Consider the following 23,329-nt stretch of genomic DNA (forward strand, 5'->3'; position numbering starts at 1 on the left):
TTTTCAGAGCCTTTGGTTTTAAAGTACAATTCGGTTCTGAACTGTTTTGAAATAATTGTGCTCATTGGTGATCAATACATAATTGGTGATCACTTTGTCGTTTCGTTCCATAAGGATGATAATGTTCTCATCAGCTCGGATAACTTTCAATTCTTTTTCTTTGGAGGAGATGAACGGAGTTTTGACATAGACTCCATCTTTTCTCTCGGTGATTTCCTCGAATTCAAAGACTTCAGGCTTCCTATTATTATCGTATTTGGTGACAATTTCACGAGAAGGGCTCCAGGAATTACGGTTTAACCTATGGGTTTGGAAATGATGGAGCGTTTTCCCCGAAAGGTAATTTTTGATGGCTTCTGGGTTATAGGGTTGGCTGCTGTAGCCCATTCCTGAAAAAGTGGTCTGTGTGGAGGAACCGGCTTGATTTTGACCTCCAAACGTATTTCCTCTCTGGTACACATCTCCGATATAGACGATATTGGCCCCAAGCATGGATGCTTCTGCTTTCAGTTTGTCTAAGGCTCTGTTCTTGACATTATTGATGCTGGACAGGCTGGTCACCCCAGTGGCTTTACTGAAAAGCTCTCCCTGTGGATTTAGGCCGGCAACATCTTCTGCGATGTAAGTGATATAGACATTTTCCCAATCATCAAGGCCTTTTACCGGCTTAAATGGGCTCTCATAGACTTCCTCTCTTCCACTGGCAAACTCAATCTTGGAAACCTGGTGTTTACTGATGGAATATATAGTTTTCTCATTGGGGAAGGTGTATTTGATCGTGTTGAATCCAACTTCTACTACTTGCACCTCCATAGGGCCATCCAGGGAATGGAGAAGATCAGAAGTTTTTTGAGCGAAAGAGACAGAGGTAAGTCCAACCACTGCTAAAAGGGTAAAAAAGATTTTTTTCATAAAATAAAATTGGTTTTAGTTTTTGAACGGAAATGTGAAAAATGGGTTTTTTAAATTTTCTCTTTTTCATAAAAAAATCCTCTCAAGTCTGGCTCAGGAGGATTTGGAAATATTGGGAACTAAGTAGGAAGATTAATCTTCTTTTTTAGCCATTCTGGATCTTTCATTTTCGTCCAGATAGATTTTTCTCATTCGGATGGACTTTGGAGTGATTTCCAAGTACTCGTCCTTTTGGATGTATTCCATGGATTCTTCCAGAGAGAATCTTTTTGGAGGAGCGATTCTTACGTTGTCATCAGAGCCGGAAGCACGCATGTTGGTCAATTTCTTACCTTTCTGCACGTTTACCACCAAGTCATTGTCTCTGGAGTGTTCTCCGATTACTTGACCAGTGTAAAGTTCATCACCTGGCTCGATGAAGAAAATTCCGCGATCCTGAAGCTTGTCAATTGCATAGGCCGTACACTGACCGCCTTCCATGGAAATCAAAGATCCGTTGATTCTTCCTGGGATTGGGCCTTTGAATGGTTCGTAGGCAGTAAATCTATGGTTCATGATCGCTTCACCCTGAGTAGCAGTAAGCACGTTGTTTCTCAAGCCGATCAAACCTCTGGAAGGAATCTTAAATTCCAAGTGCTGCAAATCGCCTTTTGGCTCCATAACCAAAAGCTCACCTTTTCTCTGGGTAGCCAATTCGATTACTTTTCCGGCAGTCTCCTGAGGAACGTCTACCACTAGGGTTTCAATCGGCTCGCACTTTACTCCGTCGATTTCCTTGAAAATTACCTGAGGCTGTCCTACCTGAAGCTCATATCCTTCTCTTCTCATCGTCTCGATCAAAACCGACAAGTGAAGAATACCTCTACCGTAAACCAAAAATCTATCTTCAGAATCTGTTGGCTCTACACGAAGCGCAAGGTTTTTCTCAGTTTCTTTCATCAATCGGTCTCTCAAGTGACGGGAAGTCACAAATTTTCCTTCTTTGCCGAAGAAAGGAGAGTTGTTGATAGTAAAGAGCATATTCATCGTAGGCTCATCAATGGAGATACGAGGAAGTGGCTCAGGATTTTCTACATCAGCGATAGTATCACCGATTTCGAAATCTTCTATACCCGTGACTGCACAAATATCTCCGGCAACTACGGTTTGCACTTTATTTTTTCCAAGACCTTCAAAGGTATGAAGTTCTTTTACTCTCATTTTTTTGATGGATCCATCAGCTTTGCAGAGGGCGATTTGCTGATTTTCTGAGATGGATCCTCTTGCGATTCTACCAATGGCAATTCGACCTACGAAGTTGGAATAGTCCAAAGAGGTGATTTGCATTTGAAGAGTTCCTTCAGAAATTTTCGGAGCTGGAATATGCTCCAAAATAGCGTCCAAAAGTGGAAGGATGGAGTCGGTAGGATTTTTCCAGTCAGGACCCATCCAGTTTTGCTTGGCGGAACCATAAAGGGTGTGGAATTCCAACTGCTCTTCGGTAGCGTCCAAGTTGAACATCAGTTCAAATACAGCCTCGTGAACTTCGTCAGGGCGACAGTTTTCTTTATCAACTTTATTGACAACTACAATTGGAGTCAGTCCAAGTGCAAGTGCTTTTCCCAAAACAAATCGGGTCTGAGGCATAGGACCCTCGAAAGCATCCACCAAAAGAATTACCCCATCAGCCATCTTCAATACACGTTCTACTTCACCCCCGAAGTCTGCGTGACCTGGAGTATCGATGATGTTGATTTTTGTGTCCTTGTAGCGAACGGAAACATTTTTGGAAAGGATGGTAATCCCTCTTTCACGTTCCAAATCGTTGTTGTCCAGAATCAGATCGTCGAATTGCTGGTTTTCTCTGAAGATTTTTGAGGCGTGGATGATCTTATCCACTAAGGTTGTTTTACCGTGGTCAACGTGAGCGATGATCGCGATATTCCGAATATTCTGCATGGTTTGCCTTATTGAAGGCGCAAAAGTACGAATTTAATTTGGGAGTAAGGTTATCGCCCCGTGAAGTTTCTGATTTTGTAAATAGCCTTTCGTCAACTGGTTGGATAAATCATGGCTTGTAAGAGAAAAGAAAAAGGTGCTTTTTTATTTCATCATATCCAGCCAAAAATGTCAAGACTTGCTTTTCAGATCCCCCTGATTCTTTTAATAATTTGGATTGGACTAGTTTTTACCTCAGGAATTGAAGTCTCAGGTTATGCTTTCGTGCTATTTTGGTTTGCATTGGCAATTGGCCTGCGCTCAAAATCCGAGTTGAAGGCTTTTAGTTTTCCGGTTTCAATTTTAGGCGTCGTGGCTTTGGCTATGTTTTTCCCCCAATATTTTCAGGAAATCAGAGGATTTAAGCTTACCCAATTGATCAACCCTCTCATTCAATTGATCATGTTCGGAATGGGGGCAACTTTGAGTTGGAAGGATTTTTCTGCTGTAGCTCAAAACCCAAAATCTGTAGGAATCGGTATTGTTGCTCAGTTTTCTATTATGCCCCTTATGGGTTTTCTCCTTGCAAACTTCAGTGGCCTAGAACCTGAAGTCGCTGCTGGGATTATTTTGGTAGGTTGTTCCCCCAGTGGAACAGCTTCAAATGTCATGGCCTACCTCGCAAGGGCAAATGTGGCACTTTCTGTGACCTTGACTACAATTTCTACCTTATTGGCTCCATTGATGACCCCTTTGTTGATGAAGCTTCTGGCGGGAGAATTTATTGAAATCGACTTGCTGAAAATGATGTGGGACATTTTCAAAATCATCATTCTTCCGGTTGGTGCAGGTTTAATTGTTCACCAGATAGTGGGGAAAAATGGAAAATGGATTGACCGGATTTTGCCTATTCTGTCTATGATTGGGATTGCCTTGATCATTTTGGTCATTACTGCAGCTGGTCGGGACGGGCTGCTTCAAATTGGCCCATTGTTGGTGATTTTGGTCTTACTGCATAACAGTCTTGGCTATGGTGTCGGCTATGGGACTTCGCGGCTTTTGGGATTGACTGAGCAGGATGCCAGAACTTTGGCCATAGAAGTAGGCATGCAAAATGCAGGACTAGCTTCAGGTCTATCTCAATCCTTGGGAAAACTAGTTACTGTAGGCCTAGCCCCTGCCGTTTTTGGTCCGATGCAGAATGTGACTGGGTCGATTTTGGCCACTTTTTGGAGCAAGAAAAAGCCCAGAATAAAATCTACTAAAGTCACCTAAGAATAGATTTAAAAATCCCTTCCCAAACCTTATACCCTTCGGCGTTCAAATGGAGCATGTCTTGAATATATAATTCAGGTCTCGGATTTCCTGCTGCATCCGTAAGGGCTTGCCAGGTGTCCACAAACTCAACCTCCTCCTTGGTTTGACAATATTCTTTGAGCATTTGATTAAAAATCATATAGTTGTCTTTTTTGGTCCAGCGCGAGGGACTTGGCTTTGCGCCGATCAAGTAAACTTTCACATTGGGATTGACCAGATGGATTCTGGTGACAATGTTATCCAAACTCTGAAGAATTTCAGAAACCGGTACATCCGCCCACAGGTCATTATCACCTTCATAAATAAATACCCTGGAAGGTTCGAACTTAATCACTAAGGGGAAAAGATGTCTCTCCAAATCTGAAGCCTTTGAACCCCCAAAACCAGTATTGATCAAATTTTCTGTTGGAAAAGTCTCTTGAAGGTTATTCCACATCCGGATGGTCGAGCTGCCGGTAAAAACTGTGGCCCCTTGTGTCCAACCCAAACTATCATATCGGGCAGAAAGCTGACGAACTTCATTTTCGAAAGGAATCCCTTGAGCGAATGTCTGAATGCAGAAAGCTCCGAAAAGGAGAATGGAAAGGAAAAGACGATTTTTCATAGGCCTAAACATAGTTTTATTTTTCCCTGAACCAAAACCGTTCAGATGTTGGTCGAATCCGTACATCCCGAACATTTTGAAATTTTGTCCCAAGGAGGATAGGTGTTTTTCAAAAATGCAATTTTCGCCCCTGAAAGGGCCCTTTTCGTCACATATTTAGGAATTAAGCAAGCTTGTTAATTCTCTTGGAGAGATTTTAGCGTTAGCTATATATCTACCAATCAATTAATCCCCTTGCCATGAATCGTATTGTCCAATTCTTTTGGTTTTGTAGTGGAGCCAATTTTGCCATCCTGAAAAGAACACCGACAGAATCCAATAAATATATAGGGATTGGGGCCACAGTGTTTTTCACAGGAGTCCTAGCGGCGATTGCAGCAGGATATGCCCTGTACACAGTTTTTCAGGATTTGGTTCCGGCAGTTTTGTTCGGTCTCTTATGGGGACTGATGATTTTTAATCTGGACAGGTTTATCGTATCCAGCATGCGAAAAAAAGAAAGTGCATGGGCAGAATGGAAGCTGGCGATTCCGAGATTGGTATTGGCGGTTTTGTTGGCTTTGGTCATTTCAAAGCCACTTGAGCTAAAAATGTTTGAGAGGGAAATCAATCGAAAGTTGGACGAGAAAAAGACAGAATTTATCGCTCAGTCCAAAGCCAATCTTGCAAAGGGATTCCCGGAGATTCAGGAATTGGAAGCCAAAATTGATTCCTTAAAAGCGGAGGTCTCTCAGGCAGAGGGATTTCGGGATCAGCTCCAAAAGGAGTATGATGCGGAGCGATTTGGAGAAAAGACCTCTGGGACGAGTGGAATTGTGGGTTTGGGAACCAATGCCAAAAAGAAGGAGCAACAGTTGGATGCCGCCCAGCTCACTTTGGAGGATTTGAGAAAAAGAAATCAAATCAGAATCGATACGATCGAGGCCCAAATCCGGGAGTTTATGGCCCTGCGTCAGGCTGAGTTTGAAAAGCAGCAACCCGGCATTGAAGGATTTGACGGTTTGGCGGCCCGAATGGAAGGTTTGGCAACTTTGACCGAAGAGAGTCAGGCGATGGCTACTGCCAATATTTTTATCATGCTATTGTTTATAGCAATTGAGACAGCGCCGATTTTCGTCAAGTTGATCTCCAACCGAGGTCCCTATGATGAGTTATTGGAGTTGCATGAGGAAAAAATCAAGTTGTTTAAAGGAGAAAAATGGACTTTTGCCAAAGGCGAATCCGAGGCAAGAGTAGATTATTTTCAGGGAACGCATTTTTATGCCAACGAATTGAACAAAGAGAAAACCAATCGGAAGAACCGGGCCGAAACTGATCGGGAACTGGCTGAGTGGGACTAAAATAGACTTGAATATCAGGGAGTTATTTTGAAGTACGTGTAGAATTAATTTTCTTTACGACATACTAAAGAATCTATTAGTTATGGATGCCAAGATCACTTTGTCTTTCAACAAAGAAATTATCGACAGAGCCAAGGATTTTGCTGAGAAAAATAATATCAGTCTTTCCCGATTGACTGAGTTTTTGTATGATCAAATGACTTCTAAAAATTTCAAATCTTTGGAAGAGCTTCCTGTTGCGGATTGGGTCACTATGGTGGCCGAGGGCGAGATAGAATATAAGCGAGCATCTTCCAGTCGAACGGAAATGAAGGATGACTTTTTTGAGCGCAAAAAATGAGGGTGTTTCTGGATGCAAATGTGCTGGTGTCCGTCTTGAATAAAGTGTATCCACTTTTTCCCTATTCGGCTAGGATTTTAAGCTTGGCTGATCAGGTTAAATTTCAGCTTTTCACTAGTCCAATTTGTTTGGCGATCGCATTTTATTTTGCCGAGAAAAAGAGTGGAACAATTCAAGCCAAGCAAAAATTACAAATACTCTCCTCTAGGCTCCAAGTTTCGACTGTGAATACTGATACTGTGTCAAACGCAATTTCCAATCCAAGAATACTGGATTTTGAGGATGGTTTGGAGTACTATTCGGCTCTAAAACATGAATGTGAGGCGATCATCACTGAAGACCCGAAAGGCTTCTATTTTTCAAAAATCCCAATCTATGACTGTCGGAAGTTTCTGGATGAGGTTGTGTTTTGATCCTCAACTAACCCACCAAGGGTTCAAAACCCTTGGTGGGTTAGTTCAACACTCATGGAGAGTTTTTGTAGTAACCTGATCCAGCTGATCCATTGTCTTGCTTACAGATTTCCACTCTGCTAATCCAACAGCTTTTATCAGAAAGGCCAAGATTTTACCCGGATTAATCAGCTTTTTAGCCAAAGCAGAAATGTTTTTATCCCGATCCTGAATCTGAAAGTCTTTGTTGGCATCGGCATGGTACTCCCCCGCATATTTCCAAGCTCCATCCCGCGCGATCTGAATTGAAAAGTTTAATAGCAACTCATCCCGTCCCTTTGCTAAAGGAATGAGCCATCCGAAAATAGGAGAGACCTTGCTGATATTGGATTTGACTCCATCCACCAATTCAGACAGAATTGAGTTGATCTGGTTAAAATCTGCCTTTATGCCCTCCAAGCTTTGTCCGGACATGGTTTCAGATGCCGCGATACCCAAGTCCAGATTGATGTGGGCGTTGATTCCCAAAAACAAATGCTGGAGTACCAAATGTTTGGAGCTTTCACTGGCTTCAAAGGCTAATTTCCAGCTTTCAGTTGGGGTTTTCCCCGCCTTCCATAATTCATAGGCATCTATAAATCGTTTGGCAAAAAGCACATCCAACTTCTCCATTCGAGGATTGTCCTCAAATTCTCCATTTAGAATCCCTTGCTTAATTCTTCGGGTCACTTGTCGATAGAGAATTCCAAAGTATCCAATTCTACATTGGGTTGATTTACATTCTTTTACTATCTGATCCATTTTGCCCAGGACCTCATCAATTGTCTCCATTTATTATTTGAAAAAGCTTTCTAATACATCTCCTACATAATAGGCCACCACCGCTGCCAAAAGACCAAGTGCTACCGTCTCCAAAATACTCCTCAGGGCAGAGGTTTGGTTGACAATTCCTTTTAGCCACCCGACGATCAAAAATGCTAAGCCGGTCAGGACGCTGGTCCAGAAGAAGGAATTGATTTCCATCGGAAAGAAAAAATTCCACAGATACACCATTAAGGGAATAAAGCCTACCATAATAAAAGAGATCAGGGTTGCTAAGCCAATTTTTAATGGGCTTTTATTTTCCTTCATCATGCCTAATTCATCTTTCATCATCTCAGCCACCCAAAGGTCCTTGTCCGAGCAAATATGATCCACAATTTGATCCAAAAGCTCTCCCTGAAACCCCTTTTCCCGGTAGATTTCGGCGATTTCCTCCCGTTCGATTTCTGGGAGATTTTCGATTTCCCAGTATTCAATCTTCTCGTGCTTGTCAAAGTTATCCCGTTCACTTTTCGCAGACAGGTAGGCGCCGACTGACATGGAAAAACCGTCCGCCAGAAGGTTGGCAAAGCCCAGGATGATCAAAATTCCGGGGTCCAAATTTGCCCCATAACCTCCGGCCACAACTGCAAAGGTGGTGACCGCCCCATCAATTCCTCCATAAACGAATTCACGAAGGTATTCTTGCAACTTTCCGAATTTGGTGGTTGGCTGGTGTAACGTATTTTCCATGGATTAACGGAGATTGGTCAAAAAGAAGCGTTTCACATTCTCTCCCATTACAGCTCGGATCTCTTCTTCAGAAAAGCCGATATTCATCAATCCTTCTACAATGAGAGGCAGACCTGTGATGTCGAAAGGAACGGCAACGGAACCATCATAATCTGAACCTAAGGCAACATACTCTACTCCGACCAAATCCCTGACATGCTTGATCGAAGCAATGATGTTGGGGAGTTCGGGTTCTCCAACGGCCATATCAAAAAAAGCTATTCCAATAATTCCACCCTTAGCCGCAATTTTTTGGATTTGAGCATCACTGAGATTTCTCTGAGAATCTAAAACAGCTCTGACACCAGTGTGAGACACAATGACCGGTTCCGAGCTAAGATTTAGGACATCCTCTACGATTGCCGGAGAGGAGTGGGCTAAGTCTATAAAAATTCCCAATTCATTCATTTTTCGAACGGCAGATTTCCCGAATTCAGTCAACCCTTCGCCATTTTCTCCGTGGGCAGATCCTCCAAATTCATTGTCAAAAAAGTGGGTGGGTCCGATCATCCTCACACCGGCAGCATATACTTTTTCCAAGTTTTCTAAAGAAGCTTCCAGAGCATGTCCTCCCTCAATTCCCAGCATGGCGCCAATTACCTCTTTATCGGTTTTTCTTGCTTCTAGAAGCTTCTCCAAATCAGATTTTGACTTGACAAAAATCGCCTTCCCTCCTTCGTTCTCAACAAACTGGGCAAGGGCTTCACTTTGGGTCAGGGTACGGTTAATCAGACTAAACCAATTCCAAGGCCCATCTCCTTTGGCAATAGTAAGCGGAGTGATATTGTCAAAAGTATCCTCGCTATTACTTTTCATATTCTGTCCAGCAGGGGATTTGGAGACAATGGTGAACATTTCAAGAGCAACCTTGGCTTCCCGCATTCTTGGGAAATCCACATGTCCCCGATCACCTCTTTTGTTGAGATTTCTCCCCCAAAGAAGCGCGTCACAATGAAGGTCGCTGATGAAATCCAAACGGTCGTAGAGTGCCTGGGCTTCAGGAGAGACGTGGTACGGAGCAGGACTTTTTACTGGATTTCTTTGAGTTTCGATATACTGCGGAACTGTGTTTATGCCTATAAGATAGACGACGAACAAAATTCCCAGAAAGAGAAAAAACTTTTTCATGGGCCGGGGTTTTGCCACTTAAGATAGTTAAAAATCATAGGAAAGATTTTCTAAAATTGATGACCATTTTTAAGGATTGACACTTGATATACTATCTTGAATGCTAAAGGATAGTTCATTTTTTTGACTAGGTAATGGATTTGCTGCTTGGGAATTCTATCGAGCCATAGAAGGAGTGAAGTTTAAATCCGTGGATTCCGTTGTGAATTCATTGGGCAAGATTGGGTTGATGAAAAATATTTTGAAAATATTTTTCGGAAATTTTGAATTTCTGGATGCTTTTTATAGGTTTAAGAAACTTTTGCAAACAAAAAATTGCTTAATCCAGCACTTTGCCAAAGTTTATATGGTTTTAATCCATTAACAATAAACCCTGACTGGGAGCCTAATTTTAAAAAGGCTCCCTTTTTTTTGGCCTTTTGTTTTCACTCTTTTGTCAAAAGTTCAAAAACTGGTTTAAAAATTCTTTGATTTAGGTCAAAATTTTGTAAAAAATCAGGAAATCGGTTTCCGTAATCTGAATTATCTGAAAATTAGAAGATTCTGATTTTTGGTCTGAAAAGTGAAAAATCTTCCCATTTATTTCGAATTACCATTTTTTTGAAAGATGGCTAAAAGTAATTCATCACTAATGAAATGATGTTTTTTGCGATAAGTCTCTTATAAAAAGACTTTTGGAATAATTGGTAAAGTGATTTTTCAGTCAGTCCCCACTACGTTGGAATGGATTGTTTGGGATAGTTGTACCATGAGTCTATACCAATCCAAGGGAATCTATTAAAAGTTGCTGCCTTTCTGAAAAGGAAAATCGGCTTATGATGCGTTCCCTGGCTTGCTTCGAAAGCTCCTCAAGAGGAGAACTCTTAAGTTCCTCGACCAATTGCTCCAGCTCAAGTATGTTTTTTTGATGAAGAATTTTTCCCACATCCCCGATAATCTCCGGAATTGCTCCAACAGCCGAACCGATTGGGATGCAACCACAAGACATGGCCTCGCCCAGAGCATTTGGAAATCCCTCAGAAGTAGAAAGCTGCAGATAGAATTGGTGTGAATTGTACAAGTCCCGAAGCTGCTGGGGAGACATTTTTCCCAAAACAGAAATATTGGTGTTTGAGCTAGAAAAAAAGGAGTCTCCAACCAAAGTGAAATCCCAGTTTGGATGTGCTGCGGCCAATTTTTCAATTAAGTCATATCCTTTGACAATAGCTCTGGAGGAATTGGATGTGCCAGTTGCAACAGAGATAAAGCTGAAAGGCTTTCGTTCTGTGCCCAAATCCCTCCAAAAATCGGTGTCAAAACCATTTGGAATGACTCTTATTGGGGTTTTCAAATCGGGAATCAGATTAAATAAGCCTTGCTTGGGATTGATTTGAGGATCATAAGTATAGTCCTGCTTTACCAAAGCTTCTGCCACAGGCAAAATCAAAGTGCAGTTTTTGAAAGAATAAATCGTGGCTTTTCTCAACCATTTCTTTCGGAAATTCCCATATCCGATTTCAGGCATATTGATGCAGTCCATTCCGCCCGCCTGGATGGTGCACTTTTTTCCAAAAACTTTCCCAAACCAAACAGGAAGCACACTATGATATCCTCCAAAAAAACAGAGGTATTGACTGGTGCGAGGTAGAAACCAGAGCAATTGAAAAAATTGAAGAATAAAGTAAAATGGAAGTTTGATCGGGCTTTGGGTAAACTCCAAAGGCTTGATTTTAGCCGCGGGACTGATCATTTCTAGGTCACGGTCGATAAATGCGGTGAGGACGGGGAAGGTGTAGAGGATCACATTCAACCGATCAAAATCCCTGTTTCCTTGATTTCTTTTGCAAAAGGGTTTTGAGAATTGAAGTCCTCTGAATTAAGAGGATGTGGTTCGATTCTCAGATCTATTTTTCTTCTAAGTTTTCTGAGGGCCTGCTGAGTTTGAAAAAAATCATCCATTCGGTCAAAGACCAAGGCCACATCTACATCGCTAGATTCTTTCTCAAGACCTTTAGCATAAGAGCCAAAAAGGTAGGCTTCTCTTAATCCCAAGTTTTCAGGGATTAAGGTTAGAAAACTCTTTACGTTCTTTAGAATTTCTGAATTAACCATAGCCTTAGCGTTTCGATTCGTTCTTTCCAAAGGAACGAAAATTCTTTGGTGCAAAGTTTATAAAATTCTCTTTTATAACTGTCATATCGGGCATTTAGATTAAATGTAGAGATTTGATCTAACCAATCTTTTTGGGTTTCATCGAGTGAAAAATTGCATTTGTCAGCTAGTCTCAAAAGGTCATGGGTAAAAAGAGCATTTTTTTGATTGTCTTTGACATAGAGGGCTTTCAAAAGTTTTTCTAGAACCAAATGTCCGATGAATAATCCCCAACTAAAATCCTTTGATTTAAATAGGTTCTGCATGGTCTTATAGTCCTGATCAGAAGACTCTTTCCAAAACTGAATGATCTTTTCTATATCTTCAAATTTTTCATTCATAATTCAATTTAAAAAATAAGGGCCAAAAGAATTTCTCTTGGCCCATTGATTTTTAAGTGTTTATGCCATTTTAAACCACCAAGTTCACAATCTTGCCTGGGACGATAATCACCTTTTTAGGTGCCTTTCCTTCCAGCCATTTTTGGACTGTCTCATCCGCCATAGCGGCCTTTTCGATTTCCGGGATGGCTAAAGACAGTGGAAGATTGAGTTTAGCCCGCATCTTTCCATTGATCATCACCGGGTATTCAAAATTGCTTTCTACTAAATATTCTTCTTTGAATTCCGGGAATTTCGCTTGGGTGATGGATTCGGAATTACCCAACAAAGCCCAAAGTTCCTCCGCAATATGAGGTGCGTAAGGAGAGATCAATACCGCCAAGGGCTCCAGAACTTCCCTCTTATTGCATTTCAAAGCTGTCAGCTCGTTGACGCAAATCATAAAACTGGAGACTGAAGTATTAAAGGAATGATTGGCCATGTCCTCTTCCATCTTTTTGATGGCTTTGTGCAGCGCCTTCAATTCTTCCTTGCTGGCTTTTTCGTCAGAAACTGCGAATTCTCCTTTGGCATTATGATACAGGTTCCAAAGCTTTCTCAGGAACTTATAAACCCCATCGATTCCATTGGTATTCCAAGGTTTGAATTGCTCCAAAGGCCCTAAGAACATCTCGTATAAGCGAAGTGTATCGGCTCCGTAGCGTTCGATGATGTCGTCAGGATTGACTACATTATACTTGGATTTGGACATCTTTTCGACTTCCGCTCCGCAGATGTATTTGCCGTCTTCGAGGATAAATTCCGCGTTTGCCAAGTCCGGTCTCCAAGCTTTAAACTTTTCCAGATTTAACTGGTCGTTGTGAACAATATTCACATCTACGTGCATCGAAGAGGTGTCATGCTGATCTTTTAATCCATAGGAGACAAAGGTGTTGGTTCCTTTAATCCTGTATACAAAATTTGACCGACCTTGGATCATGCCTTGATTGATCATTTTCTGGAATGGCTCGTCAATGCTTACGGCACCGATGTCATTCAAAAACTTGGTCCAGAAACGGGAATACAACAAATGGCCAGTGGCATGCTCCGAGCCTCCAATGTACAAGTCCACGGCTCCCCAATAGTCAGTTTTAGCTTTGTCTGCGAAAACTGAATTGTTTTTCGGGTCCATGTACCGGAAGAAGTACCAACTTGAACCAGCCCAACCTGGCATGGTAGAGAGCTCCAAAGGATATTCTCCATCTTCGGTTTTGTAGGTCCAGTCTTTGGCTCTTCCCAGTGGCGGCTCACCGTCTTCGGTGGGTAAATACTTGTCCACTTCCGGAAGTACTAGAGGCAGGTCTTTTTCCTCCATCAAGTAAGGCAATCCGCCTTTGAAATAAACCGGCAGTGGCTCCCCCCAATAGCGCTGACGGGTAAAAATCGCATCCCGCATTCTGTATTGGATTTTGCCTTTGCCGATTCCTTTTTCTTCTAAGAATTCAATCGCCTTTGCCATCGCCTCTTTCATGTAAAGGCCTGAGATAAATCCTGAGTTGATTATCAAACCGCCTTTGCCGGGAAAGGACCCGTTTTCCATGGAGCCTTCGATGACTTGTCGGATTTCCAATCCAAAGTGCTTGGCAAAATTATAATCCCGCTCGTCGTGAGCAGGTACTGCCATTACAGCACCTGTTCCGTATCCTGCCAGGACGTAGTCTGCTACCCAAATCTGGATTTCTTCTCCGTTGAATGGATTGATGGCAAAAGAGCCTGTGAATGCGCCGGAAATGGTTTTCACATCGCTCATCCGCTCGCGCTCGGATCGGTTTTTGGCTACCTGAATGTAGGCCTCAGCAGTTTCTCGCTGATCGTCAGTGACCAATTCTGCAGCCAAATCTGATTCAGGAGCCAAGGCCAAATAGGTCACTCCATAGATAGTATCTACTCGGGTGGTAAATACTTTGATTTTTTTGTCTGAGCCCTTTACATCAAAAAGTACTTCCGCTCCGATCGATTTCCCGATCCAGTTGCGCTGCATTTCTTTGATGGGTTCAGACCAATCCAATTTATCCAAGCCTTGAAGCAAACGGTCTGCATAAGCGGTAATCCGCATGGACCATTGCATCATTTTCTTTCGCTCTACCGGATGACCCCCTCTTTCGGAGAATCCATCCTTCACCTCATCGTTGGAAAGTACCGTTCCTAGAGCCGCACACCAGTTGACAGTAGTTTCCGCCAAATAAGTCAGACGGTACTTCAGGAGCATTTCCTGTTTTGCTTTTTCGGAAAAAGCATTCCAATCTATAGCACTGAATATTGGGGTGTCTTCGTCACAAACAGCTTTCAGACCCTTGTTTCCTTCTTTTTCAAATCGGGAAACCAAGGAATCAATTGACAAGGCCTTATCGGCGTCTTGATCATAATAGCTGTTGAACAGCTGCATAAAAATCCACTGTGTCCACTTGTAGTAGTCCGGATCTGAGGTTCTCACTTCCCGGTCCCAATCGAATGCAAAACCGATGTTTTTCAGCTGTTCGGTATAGCGGGTAATATTTTCCTCGGTGGTGATGGCGGGATGCTGTCCGGTTTGGATGGCGTACTGCTCAGCAGGTAGTCCAAAGGAATCATAGCCCATGGGATGCAGGACGTTGAATCCTTTCAGCATTTTGAATCTGGATACGATATCTGAAGCGATGTATCCCAGGGGATGTCCTACGTGAAGTCCCGCGCCGGAGGGGTATGGGAACATGTCCAGGGAATAAAATTTTGGTTTGGAAGGATCTACTTCAGCTTTGAAGGTGCCCTTATTTTTCCAGTATCCTTGCCATTTCTGCTCGATTTCCCTGAAATTGTATTCCGCCATGATTGAAATTTTCTTGGTTTTTTGACTAAATGCCTGCAAAAATAGAAAATTCAAGCGGCTTTGGTAAGCAAATCTCCAATTCCTCCTAAAACCCCCAATTTGCCATTGATCAAGTTTGTTTCGGGGTTGGCGGTGTTTTTTGTATTTTCCCAGACTAACCAACCACCTTATGAGAAAAAAAATACTACTCAGTCTAGCCCTCAGCGGGCTGCTGTTTGGAGGGGCTTTCGCTCAAAAGAAGTATAGCCAAAAACAGATTGATGCACTCAAGTCCGAAGTCGCGCAGATTGTCCAAAACAAACATAAGCAAAGCCAGGTCATGGTGGACAAGATTTTCAGTTTTGCGGAACTTGGATTTCAGGAAGTGGAATCTTCGAAATACCTCACGGGTATTTTGGAGCAGAATGGGTTTTCCATCGAACGTGGGATCTCGGGTATTCCAACAGCTTGGGTTGCAAAATGGAGCAATGGAGATGGGCCCGTGATCGCCTTGGGATCTGATGTGGATAATATTCCAAAAGCTTCTCAATATCCAGGGGTAGCCTACCACAAGCCTATAGTAGAAGGTGCTCCCGGTCATGGAGAAGGACACAATGCCGGTATTCCATTGAATATCACTGCAGCCTTGGCTGTTAAGCAGATAATGGAGCGTGAAAATATTGGAGGGACATTGGTTCTTTGGCCTGGAATTGCCGAGGAACTGGTAGCTGCCAAGGCTTGGTTTGCGAGAGACGGTGTTTTTGATGGAATCGATCTCTGCATTTTCACCCACGTAGGAAATAACCTTGGCGTTAGCTGGGGTCAGGCATCCGGAACTGGGCTGATCTCGGTGGAATATACTTTTGCAGGGGAAGCTGCCCATGCCGCTGGGGCTCCTTGGAGAGGAAAGAGTGCCGCAGATGCTACCGAACTGATGAATATCGGATGGAACTACAAGCGCGAGCACTTGGATCCTTTGAAAAGATCCCACTCTGTAATCACAGATGGTGGTGATCAGCCCAATGTGGTTCCTTCTCAAGCTTCCATTTGGTATTATTTCCGGGACGTGAAATACGATGGAATCATGGAGATGTATGCTCAGGCAAATGATATTGCCAAAGGAGCTGCATTAATGACTGGTACGACCATGACTTCCAAAATTTTGGGCACTGCCTGGCCAAGACACTTTAATAAAGTGATTGCTGAAACCATGTACAGCAATATCAAAAAGGTAGGTCTGCCGGAATGGGATGAAAATGACCAAACCTTAGCCAAAGCTTTGCAAAAAGAACTGGGATCTAAAGAGGTCGGTCTTCCGACGAAACTTGATACTTTGGATGGGCCTGCCTTGGAGCTTCGTTCCGGAGGCTCTGATGATATCGGAGACGTTTCTTGGGTATTGCCGACCGTGACCTTGAGGTTCCCATCCAATATTCCGGGACTTCCTGGCCACCACTGGGCAAATGCGATTGCCATGGCTACTCCAATCGCCCATAAAGGAGTGACAGCTGGAGCAAAAGCGGAGGCGATGACAATTTTGGATTTCCTATTAAAGCCAGAATTGGTAGGTCAAGCTTGGGACTATTTTAAAAATGTCCAAACCAAGGAAGAGACTTATAAGCCGATGATCACTAAGGAGGACGTACCTCCGATTTATCTGAATGAGGAAATCATGAAAAAATTCCGTCCAGAGTTGGAGAAATTCTACTTCGACGAGACGAAATACGACACGTATTTGGAACAGTTGGGAGTGAAGTATCCCACAGTGAAGGGTAATTGAAAAATTAAAGATTGGAAGATTGAAAAATTTTCCAAAAACAAAGGTTTCTATGACCCTTGTGAGATAGCAATCTTCCAATTTTTCAATATTTAAATCTTTCAATTATATGGAATTCATAATTCGAGAAGCCTTTCCCGAAGAACTCCTCTGGGTGCATGAACGCATCCCGGAGTTCCCCGGAAAGGCTTCTTTGGAATTTTACACGGATCGATTGAAACATCGACTTTTTTTAGCCTTGGTTGCTGAAAGGGATGGAGAGCTACTTGGATTCAAAGTAGGTTACCAAAGTGATAATGCGGATACATTTTATTCCTGGATGGGAGGGGTGAGACCAGAGTTCAGAAATCATGGCATTGCCGAGGCCTTGGCAGATTATCAAGAGAACTGGGCAAAAGAGAAAGGTTTTAAATCAGTCTTCTTCAAAACCCGAAACCGCTTTCCGGCCATGATTACTTTTGGGTTGAAAAGAGGTTTTAAAATCATCGAAGTTATTCCAAAGGGTGGGGTGGAGGATTATCGTGTGGTGATGAATAAGCGCTTGTAAGATTGGGACCTAATTTTTCAATCGTGTAATTTTTCAATTTTACCATCCTATCTTTGCCCCTCATTCAGCGGTGGAATCACCCGCTTTACCAAAAATTCTACATGTCTACCCAAGAACAAGTGGCCGCTGGGCTACAGCTTCCTGTCATGGAAGCTTTTTATACTATCCAAGGAGAAGGCCGATTTACTGGACAAACCGCTTATTTCATTAGGCTGGGAGGCTGTGATGTGGGTTGCGTTTGGTGTGATGTCAAAGAAAGCTGGGAAGCCGGGAAGTGGCCGGTTTTATCCATTGAGAAAATTGTAGACGAAGCTTTGAAATACCCCGGAAGACTCGTGGTGATCACAGGAGGGGAGCCTCTGATGTATGAATTGGGGCCTTTGACCAAGCTTTTGAAAGAAAAAGGGTTTACGACCAATGTCGAAACGTCCGGAGCACATCCTTTTTCGGGGGATTTCGATTGGGTTTGTTTTTCCCCAAAAAAATTCAAAAAGCCCGATCCTTCCATTTATGCCGTAGCAGATGAATTGAAGGTGGTGGTTTTTCATCCTTCTGATTTTGCTTTCGCAGAAGAGCATGCCAACTTGGTTAAGCCTACTTGCGAATTGAGGCTACAACCGGAATGGAGCAAGGCTTCCCGATTTACTCCAGAAATCGTCGAATACGTAAAAAAACACCCGAATTGGAAAATATCTCTGCAAACACATAAATTTATGGACATTCCCTAAGTCCATGCGCCCTGTTCTGCTTCTTATCTGCTTTATCCTAATTGGCTTTGTAGCGAATGCACAGACCTATTCCATTATTGATAGTAGGGCCATCAAAATGTACCAAGAAGGAGAGGAGCTGACCCAATCCAGGCAATATGGGCAAGCTTTGGAGAAATATAAGGCTGCCATTGCCCGAGAGGGATCATTTCTGGAGGCCTATGTAAAAGCCTCCCAGTTGCTAATCACGATGGGCAATCTGGAAGAAGCTGAAAAAATCGGATTGGCGGGAAAGGCCAGACTTTCAGGGAAAAATGCATCCTCTAAGAATGTAGCCGAGTACGGATGGCTATTTTCCAATCTTTACCTCAAAAAAGGGAAGTTTCACGAAGCATATAGGGAATTTAGAGAAGCGGATGCCCTCTTTGAGCCGGACTTCAAGCGATCCATGTATTATCTCCAAATGAAATCCCAGATGGATTTCTTGGGATCTAAATTGGGTGACGTCATGGTAATTGAAAAAGAAGTATTGCCCTCTCCTCTCAATGAATTCCAGCTCCAGTATTTTCCTGTCTTAACTGCAGATGGAGAGCAAATTTTGTTCACTAAGCGAGACGGGACGGGCAATTACGATAAGGAAGACATTTACACCGCCTATAAAAAAGCAGATGATGGATGGACTCCGCCGCAAAGTATCGCTCAAACGATCAACTCACCTTATAATGAAGGAACCTGCTCCGTCACAGCTGACGGAAACATTCTAATCTATACTTCCTGCGATGCACCGGATTCAAATGGTAGCTGCGACCTTTATGTAGCTTATAAAGTCAATGGAACCTGGCAGCGTCCAACGAATATGGGGCCAAAGGTGAATTCCCGCTCTTGGGACTCTCAGCCCTCTTTGTCTGCGGATGGTCGCTTGTTGTTTTTCTCATCCAATAGAAGGGGTGGTTATGGAGGAAATGATATTTGGTATTCTTTAAGACAGAAGGACGGAAGCTGGTCAGAGGCCAAAAACCTGGGGAGTGTGGTCAATACTGCCAAAGACGAGATTTCACCTTTCATGTTTTTTAATAATGAGATCCTGTTTTTCGCTTCGGATGGACATCAGGGATTTGGAGGAATGGACATTTTCCTATCTAGGGTGGTTGATGGGGAATTCCAAAAGCCGGAAAATATGGGATTGCCCATAAACGATCATCTGGATCAGGTCGCACTTTTTATTACCGCTCAAAAGGATTACGCCTACTACACTGAGCTGACAAAGGAAGGAGCAGAGGGTCAAAATGACCGTTCCTTGCTTTATCGGTTTAAGTTTCCTGAAGAAATCTATCTAGGCGAAAACCTGACTGTCACGGAAGGAAAAGTCTTTAATGCAAAGACCGGAAAACCAGTTGATGCGACTTTATCCTTGGTTTCCCTTACCAATGACAGCACGATATACCAGTTTCAGTCCGATGGCAAGACTGGAGATTTTATGATGCTGTATCCTGAGAAAGCGGTGTCAGGCTTATATGTGGAGAAAAAAGGTTTCTTGCCCAAAATTTACAATGTAGAGCGTGACAAGATTCAAAATGTCAAGGATCTCAAAGTGGAATTGACTCCTGTGGCTTCAGGAGAGGAGTTTGTTTTTGAGAACGTATTCTTTGAGTTTGACAAATATGACCTTCAGCCGGCATCCCTTTCTTCTTTGAAAAGGCTCCATAAATTTTTGCAGGAGAACCCGAATGTGAACATTATGATCTCCGGTCATACGGATAATATCGGAAGCTCGGCGTATAACAAAAACCTGAGCCTTCAGCGGGCAAAGAGTGTCCAGAATTACTTGGTCAAAGCTGGCCTTCATCCAGGAAGAGTTTTGGTGGAGGGAAAAGGAGATTCAGAACCTATGGTGCCCAATTCCAATCCGGCAAATCAGGCCCTAAACCGCAGGATAACTATAAGAGTTTTATAAGATCTTATATAAAATTCTGTTTTATAATATAAGCGGTATTTAATTATTTTTCTTTTAAATAAAAGACAATATTAAAGTCTGTTATTTATAAAAAAACTGATTTTTAATACTCTTTAAAAGAATTGTTTTGAAATTGGGGATGCAATTTTAACGGATGATTTCCCCCCATGAACGGTGACCATTCAAATAAAATTTGCTCAAAAATGATTTTTTTTCAAAAGAATAAAATTTTGATATTCCGCATATATCGGACTCAAAAAAGCCAATTGACAAAAATCAAATAAGTTATCAGAATTTAATTTTGTGAAAAGGGTATTCCAGTCAATAAATCAATGTTTTTAAGAATAAACATTTTTTAACCTTTTGTGGTAGTGACCATTGGAAAAATCCTATTCTATGAATAAGATTGAAGATTATTTAAACCAAATTTAACATATGAGGAAAGTTTTACTTCTAGGACTCATGCTGTGTTTGGGGAGCGTTATCGCTTTCGCCCAAAGCCGCGTGATAACTGGCACCGTCACCTCTACCGAAGATGGTATGGGTGTTCCGGGCGCGACAGTTCTGGTAAAGGGAACGACCATAGGTACTGCCACAGATATTGATGGCAAGTATTCTATCACAGTCCCTTCCGGCAGCAATGTGCTGGTATTTAGCTTTGTGGGTCTATTGTCCCAGGAAGTTAACATCGGAAATAGAACCACAGTCAATGTGGCTCTTGAGTCTGATGTAAAAGCTTTGAGTGAGGTAATCGTAACAGGTTATGGTACTCAGCCAAAAAGAGAAGTAACTGGTGCAGTTTCTTCCGTAAAAGGTGAAGCTATCGAAAACCTACCGCTTCAGTCATTTGACCGTGCTTTGCAAGGTCGTGCAGCTGGGGTACAGGTAAGATCATCCAATGGTCTTCCAGGTGGTGCGGTTAACATCCGTATCCGTGGTGTAGGTTCTATCAACGCTGGCAACGAGCCTTTATTTATTGTGGACGGTGTTCAGTTGAACAATCAGTCCAATGCTTCCTTCACCCAGTCTAACCCATTGGCTTTCTTGAACCCTAATGACATTGAGTCAATGGAGATCTTGAAAGATGCGGCTTCTGCTGCAATCTATGGTTCTCAGGCTGCAAACGGTGTAGTAATCATTACTACCAAAAAAGGTAAGCAAGGAAAAGCAAAATTCGAGTTTAATGCCTTTGCAGGGGAAACCCAGCCAATGAAGTACCTCGATGTACTAGGTGGTGCTGAGTGGTTTGAAATGAGAAAAAATGCATTCATCAACTCTGGAAATACTGCTCCAGAAGCTAATGCATTGAGTAACATGGGTCGCCTTCCTTCTAACTGGCAGCAGCTATCTAGAGAAGAATTGAACCAAATCGGTTTGGGCCTTCCTACTTACGACTGGCAAAGAGAAGTAATGGGAACCGGCAGATTGCAGAACTATGAAATGTCTGTGTCTGGTGGTGATGACAAGACCACATTCTTCCTTTCTGGATCCTACAATTATCAAGAATCTTCTTTCAAGCCAGTGGATTTTGAAAGAGGTACTGTAAGAGTTGCTTTGGCTCACAAGGCAAATAGCAAGTTGAACATTGAAACCAATATCAACTTGTCTACTTTCCAGCAGAATATTCCTTTTGCGGTTTCTGGCTCTTTCTTAGGTAGCCCTGCATTCTCTGCATCTGCTATTCTTGCTCATAATCCAATCTATAACGAGGACGGTACTTTCAATACTGCTATTGGTGGTGTTTTGGGCCAAAACGTCGTTTTGGTAAATGAATACAACTCTGGTTTGCAGAGAACAAACACCGTAGTGGGTAACATGATCGGTACCTACAAAATCTTGGATAATTTGTCCTTCAGATCTTTGTTTGGTATTGACTACAGATTGCTTCAAGGTGATTCTTACAGAGACCCAAGAACTCCAGACGGAGCGGGTGTAAGAGGTAGAAGCTCTGTTCAGCAGGACTGGAGAACCCGATTTATTTCTACTCAGACTTTGAACTGGAATAAGTCCTATAATGGAGTTCACAACGTTTCTGCAATCCTAGGTTTCGAATTCTTGTCTGAGACAAGAGAAGGTATTTCCGGTGCAGGTATTGGATTCCCAACTTTCCAGTTTAGAACTATTCAGTCTGCAGCAACTCCTGAATCCATCACTGGTTTCTGGACTGGTTACAGAAGAATGGGTGTATTTGCTTCCGCAAACTACGATTACAAGAAAAAGTATTTGGCTACTGTTACTGCACGTTATGATGGATCTTCCAGATTCGGTGAGAACAACAGATTCGGTCTATTCCCTTCTATCCGATTAGGATGGAGCTTGGTGGAAGAGGACTTCTTGAAAGAATCTAATTCAGTTTCAGAAATGAAATTGAGAGCGTCTTATGGTTTGACTGGTAATGACCAGATCGGAAACTTTGCAGCAAGAGGTTTGTATCAAGGAGCAGGTAATTATGCAGGCAACGCCGGTATTAGACCATCTTCTTTGGCGAACCTTGATCTAGGTTGGGAAACCAACACTACCTTGAACTTCGGATTGGACTATGGATTCTTCGGCAACCGAGTGACAGGTTCCATCGATGCATTTGACAGAAGAACGAAAGACCTTTTGTTGGATCAGCCAATTCTTTGGACAAACGGGTTTGGTGATATCGCCAACAACGTAGGTGAGCTTCAAAATAAAGGTATTGAATTTGAAGTGACCACTGTTAATATTGACAAGGGTGGATTCACTTGGAAAACTTCCTTCAACTTCACCAAAATCAAAAACCAAGTGTTGAGCTTGTATGATGATTTGCAGTTCCTTCCTGCTAACCCAGGTATCGCAGTAGGTCAGCCAGTTGGTAACCCTGCAGGTGCCGGTGATACAGCTCCAGGTTCTTACTTTACTCAGAGATATGCTGGTGTAAACCCTGCGACTGGTCGTCCAATGTGGTTCGACATCAATGGAAATATCACTTACCTTCCATTGGCTGCTGACCGAATTTATTTCGGCTCTAACTTGGCTACCACTTATGGTGGTTTGACCAATAACTTCAGCTATAAAGGATTTGAATTGACTGCATTCTTCAACTACGAATACGGAGCAATGGTATCTGACGGTCAGTATAACTTCTTGAGAGAAAACGGTACTCGTCTTACTTTGAATGCATTGAGAGAAGTGAATGACAGATCTTGGACTACTCCAGGTCAAATCACTGACATTCCAAGAAACTTGACTACCAATGCTGGTAACGAGACTAGAGGGGCTAGTAGAAACTCAGGTAGCGCCAACTTGTTGAAGGCTGATTTTATCCGTCTTTCTCAGTTGACTCTTGCGTATAGCTTCAAGCCTAGCTTGATTTCCAATATTGGACTTAGCAGAGCTAGAGTTTATGTACAAGGCATGAACTTGTGGACATACGCTGATTATCCTGGTTATGACCCTGAATTTACAGGTGCAGGTACTGGTCAAATTCCTTTGACTAAGAGCTATACCTTCGGTCTTCAAATCGGCTTCTAATTCCCTTA

At 42.6% G+C, this 23,329-nt stretch carries 19 protein-coding genes; 9 read left to right on the forward strand and 10 right to left on the reverse strand.

The genetic code is table 11. The annotated features are described in order from the left end of the window. Positions 1-18: 18 nt before the first annotated feature. Entirely contained in the window at positions 19-912 is an 894-nt protein-coding gene (locus G458_RS20300) for a hypothetical protein (RefSeq protein ID WP_051287072.1), read from the reverse strand. A gap of 132 nt (positions 913-1,044) precedes the next feature. Then, positions 1,045-2,850, reverse strand: a complete 1,806-nt coding sequence (gene typA / locus G458_RS0106455) for a translational GTPase TypA (RefSeq protein ID WP_026951183.1) — start codon at positions 2,848-2,850, stop codon at positions 1,045-1,047. 111 nt (positions 2,851-2,961) lie between these two features. Between typA and G458_RS0106460 the strand changes: the two genes are divergently transcribed. Then, entirely contained in the window at positions 2,962-4,104 is a 1,143-nt protein-coding gene (locus G458_RS0106460) for a bile acid:sodium symporter family protein (RefSeq protein ID WP_245579236.1), read from the forward strand. Here G458_RS0106460 and G458_RS0106465 read toward each other — a convergent pair. Next, a complete protein-coding gene (locus G458_RS0106465) occupies positions 4,097-4,750 on the reverse strand; it encodes a GDSL-type esterase/lipase family protein (protein WP_026951185.1) in 654 nt (217 codons plus the stop codon). The two genes, G458_RS0106460 and G458_RS0106465, sit on opposite strands and share 8 nt — an antisense overlap. Positions 4,751-4,989: 239 nt before the next feature. Here G458_RS0106465 and G458_RS20305 point away from each other — a divergent pair, with 239 nt between their 5' ends. The 3 genes from G458_RS20305 to G458_RS0106480 all read left to right on the forward strand — a co-directional run bounded on the left by G458_RS20305 (position 4,990) and on the right by G458_RS0106480 (position 6,843). After that, positions 4,990-6,090, forward strand: a complete 1,101-nt coding sequence (locus G458_RS20305) for a DUF4407 domain-containing protein (protein ID WP_035467836.1) — start codon at positions 4,990-4,992, stop codon at positions 6,088-6,090. An 82-nt stretch (positions 6,091-6,172) separates the two neighbouring features. Further along, a complete protein-coding gene (locus G458_RS0106475) occupies positions 6,173-6,430 on the forward strand; it encodes a DUF6364 family protein (RefSeq protein ID WP_026951186.1) in 258 nt (85 codons plus the stop codon). Continuing rightward, on the forward strand, positions 6,427-6,843 hold the full coding sequence (locus tag G458_RS0106480) for a PIN domain-containing protein (protein ID WP_026951187.1): 417 nt from the start codon (positions 6,427-6,429) through the stop codon (positions 6,841-6,843). Before G458_RS0106475 ends, G458_RS0106480 begins: the two co-directional genes overlap by 4 nt. Positions 6,844-6,888: 45 nt before the next feature. Here the strand turns inward: G458_RS0106480 and G458_RS0106485 are convergent, their stop codons facing one another. The 7 genes from G458_RS0106485 to leuS all read right to left on the reverse strand — a co-directional run bounded on the left by G458_RS0106485 (position 6,889) and on the right by leuS (position 14,859). After that, complete coding sequence (locus G458_RS0106485; RefSeq protein ID WP_026951188.1) at positions 6,889-7,653, reverse strand: DUF5995 family protein; 765 nt, start codon at positions 7,651-7,653, stop codon at positions 6,889-6,891. 3 nt (positions 7,654-7,656) lie between these two features. Then, on the reverse strand, positions 7,657-8,376 hold the full coding sequence (locus G458_RS0106490) for a VIT1/CCC1 transporter family protein (RefSeq protein WP_026951189.1): 720 nt from the start codon (positions 8,374-8,376) through the stop codon (positions 7,657-7,659). Between the two features lie 3 nt (positions 8,377-8,379). After that, positions 8,380-9,543: a dipeptidase gene (locus G458_RS0106495; RefSeq protein ID WP_026951190.1), complete on the reverse strand. Its 1,164-nt coding sequence runs from the start codon at positions 9,541-9,543 to the stop codon at positions 8,380-8,382. A 754-nt stretch (positions 9,544-10,297) separates the two neighbouring features. Beyond that, positions 10,298-11,326, reverse strand: coding sequence for a glycosyltransferase family 4 protein (locus G458_RS0106505; RefSeq protein ID WP_026951191.1), 1,029 nt, complete (start codon positions 11,324-11,326; stop codon positions 10,298-10,300). Positions 11,327-11,328: 2 nt separating this feature from the next. Then, entirely contained in the window at positions 11,329-11,574 is a 246-nt protein-coding gene (locus G458_RS0106510) for a nucleotidyltransferase domain-containing protein (protein WP_211234620.1), read from the reverse strand. A gap of 38 nt (positions 11,575-11,612) precedes the next feature. Further along, positions 11,613-12,014, reverse strand: a complete 402-nt coding sequence (locus G458_RS0106515) for a HEPN domain-containing protein (RefSeq protein WP_026951193.1) — start codon at positions 12,012-12,014, stop codon at positions 11,613-11,615. Between the two features lie 70 nt (positions 12,015-12,084). Next, positions 12,085-14,859 carry a leucine--tRNA ligase gene (gene leuS, locus G458_RS0106520; RefSeq protein ID WP_026951194.1) on the reverse strand — a complete coding sequence of 925 codons (2,775 nt, stop codon included), beginning with the start codon at positions 14,857-14,859 and terminating at the stop codon, positions 12,085-12,087. Between the two features lie 169 nt (positions 14,860-15,028). Here leuS and G458_RS0106525 point away from each other — a divergent pair, with 169 nt between their 5' ends. The 5 genes from G458_RS0106525 (at position 15,029) to G458_RS0106550 (ending at position 23,321) form a co-directional block, all read left to right on the forward strand. Then, positions 15,029-16,618, forward strand: a complete 1,590-nt coding sequence (locus tag G458_RS0106525; RefSeq protein WP_026951195.1) for an amidohydrolase — start codon at positions 15,029-15,031, stop codon at positions 16,616-16,618. A 106-nt stretch (positions 16,619-16,724) separates the two neighbouring features. Beyond that, the gene (locus G458_RS0106530) at positions 16,725-17,162 is read left to right on the forward strand and encodes a GNAT family N-acetyltransferase (RefSeq protein WP_026951196.1); all 438 of its coding nucleotides are present in this window, start codon (positions 16,725-16,727) and stop codon (positions 17,160-17,162) included. 101 nt (positions 17,163-17,263) lie between these two features. After that, a complete protein-coding gene (locus tag G458_RS0106535; protein ID WP_026951197.1) occupies positions 17,264-17,890 on the forward strand; it encodes a 7-carboxy-7-deazaguanine synthase QueE in 627 nt (208 codons plus the stop codon). A 4-nt stretch (positions 17,891-17,894) separates the two neighbouring features. Next, the gene (locus G458_RS0106540; RefSeq protein WP_026951198.1) at positions 17,895-19,823 is read left to right on the forward strand and encodes an OmpA family protein; all 1,929 of its coding nucleotides are present in this window, start codon (positions 17,895-17,897) and stop codon (positions 19,821-19,823) included. Between the two features lie 435 nt (positions 19,824-20,258). After that, on the forward strand, positions 20,259-23,321 hold the full coding sequence (locus G458_RS0106550) for a SusC/RagA family TonB-linked outer membrane protein (RefSeq protein ID WP_026951199.1): 3,063 nt from the start codon (positions 20,259-20,261) through the stop codon (positions 23,319-23,321). The last annotated feature ends 8 nt before the right edge of the window (positions 23,322-23,329 follow it).

The sequence above is a fragment of the Algoriphagus mannitolivorans DSM 15301 genome (genome assembly GCF_000429425.1).
GTDB lineage: Bacteria > Bacteroidota > Bacteroidia > Cytophagales > Cyclobacteriaceae > Algoriphagus > Algoriphagus mannitolivorans.